Annotated in this window: 3 protein-coding genes; 1 reads left to right on the plus strand and 2 read right to left on the minus strand. The window is 42.3% G+C overall.

Features of this window, described 5'->3' with window-relative positions:
* A partial coding sequence (locus QUB10_RS09055) for a hypothetical protein (protein WP_333201397.1) occupies nucleotides 1-497 on the minus strand: 497 nt, incomplete at its 3' end.
* A gap of 12 nt (nucleotides 498-509) precedes the next feature.
* The gene (locus QUB10_RS09060) at nucleotides 510-662 is read right to left on the minus strand and encodes a hypothetical protein (protein WP_333201399.1); all 153 of its coding nucleotides are present in this window, start codon (nucleotides 660-662) and stop codon (nucleotides 510-512) included.
* 492 nt (nucleotides 663-1,154) lie between these two features.
* Between QUB10_RS09060 and QUB10_RS09065 the strand changes: the two genes are divergently transcribed.
* Nucleotides 1,155-1,979, plus strand: an 825-nt coding sequence (locus tag QUB10_RS09065) for an AAA-like domain-containing protein (RefSeq protein ID WP_333201401.1), incomplete at its 3' end; no start/stop codon positions are given.

Below are 1,979 nucleotides of genomic sequence, written 5' to 3' on the forward strand. Positions count from 1 at the left end.
GAATCATCGCTGTCACGACGGTCAATGATATCAACTGTTTCCGAATCATCGCTGTCACGACGGTCAATGATATCAACGGTTTCAGAATCATCGTTGTCACGACGGTCAATGATATCAACTGTTTCCGAATCATCGCTGTCACGGTCAATGATATCAACTGTTTCCGAATCATCGCTGTCACGACGGTCAATGATATCAACGGTTTCAGAATCATCGTTGTCACGACGGTCAATGATATCAACCGTTTCCGAATCATCGCTGTCGTCGTCAATCAAATCAACAGTTTCAGAATCATCGCTGTCGTCGTCAATGATATCAACAGTTTCAGAATCATCGCTGTCGTCGTCAATCGCATCGACAGTTTCCGAATCGCCAATATTTATGTCGATCTCAATGAGGCCAGCCTTTTCAGAATCCTCAATATTTATGTCGATGTCAATGATGCCAGCCTTTTTAGTGCTGTACTTGTCTCCTTTGAGAATAGGTGCGCTCGCCATTTTGATTACTCCTTATTGTTTGGTAATTGATACAAAATTTCGCCCGATCTTGAAATGAAAGTCGTCGTTGCCAGTGCCGCCCCACAGGTCGTCGTTGCCACCAAAACCCGACAATATGTAATTTCCTGCTTTGCCATAGATTTTGTCAGCTTGATTAGTTCCCACTAATGATTTGTGAAACTTACCGCCGTTATCAGTGTTGTTGTCATTGAATTGAGTACCGTAGATATCAATTTCAGTTTCTCATTAGTATTTCAAACTAATTGGTTTATTGAGGAAGTAATGGTGGGTATTTATATTTTTTTGCTGCCCTTTTCGCTTCCTGTTATCAGTTTGTTGCTAAAACTATCGAACAGCAATGGTGATAAAATCAGGTATTATAGGAACTGATAAATAGCTTCAGGTTCTGAATTTATAGGGAAAAATCAGGTGCATCCTGACAAAGCACCATAAAAATCAGGACAGAGGCATCAGACCAAAGAAACCGGGTTTTTGACCTAATCTGTTGGCTGCGGCGAAGGATTATCGTAAAAAACCCGGTTTCTGACCACCGATTCGTATGTCCTAAAAATCAGTAAAAGTCAGGTTATTTGGTAAATCTCTACATAGTCAGGTTGCCGATCGTACAATCAAATATAGATTTGGGTGCAGGCAATTATGAAAGAATTTCCAGTTAGCGATGAATATCAGATTGGCGGTAGTCTCCCAGCAGATGCGTCGTGTTACGTGACGCGGCAAGCCGACTGGGACTTTTACGAATGTTTGAAGGCCAATGAGTTTTGTTACGTGCTGAATTCGCGGCAAATGGGCAAATCTAGTTTGCGGGTGCGGACGATGCAAAGGCTGCAAGCTGAAGGTACTGTTTGCGCTTCTATCGATTTAACTGGGATTGGTAAGGAAGATGTAACTCCCGAAAAGTGGTATGCAGGCATTGTTAATTCTTTAGTCAGTAGCTGTCAGCTAGGTAATAAAATTAATTGGCGGAATTGGTGGCGCGAACGCCGGGATTTGTTATCGCCCGTCCAGCGGTTTAGTTTATTTATTGAAGAAGTTGTTTTAGTTGAAATAGAACCAAGTATTGTTATTTTTATTGACGAGATCGATCGAGTGTTGAGCATGAACTTTTCTAGCGATGAGTTTTTTGCTCTGATTCGCTGGTTTTACAATCAAAGAGTTGACCATCCTCTGTACCAGCGTTTGACTTTTGCGCTGTTGGGGGTGGCTACGCCTTCGGATTTGATTGCTGATAAAACTCAAACTCCTTTTAATATTGGTAAGGCGATAAATTTACGCGGTTTTCAGATTGATGAAGTGCAGCCTTTGATTGATGGTTGGCGGGGGCAAGTTGCTAATCCTGAAAGTGCGATCGCAGATATTTTGGATTGGACGGGGGGACAACCTTTTTTGACCCAAAAGCTGTGCAAGTTAATGCTGGAAAAGGAGTTAAAGAGAGTTAACCGCAGAGGCGCAGATCAAGACAGG

The organism is Microcoleus sp. B5-D4 (assembly GCF_036705145.1).
In the GTDB taxonomy this organism is placed as follows: domain Bacteria; phylum Cyanobacteriota; class Cyanobacteriia; order Cyanobacteriales; family Microcoleaceae; genus Microcoleus.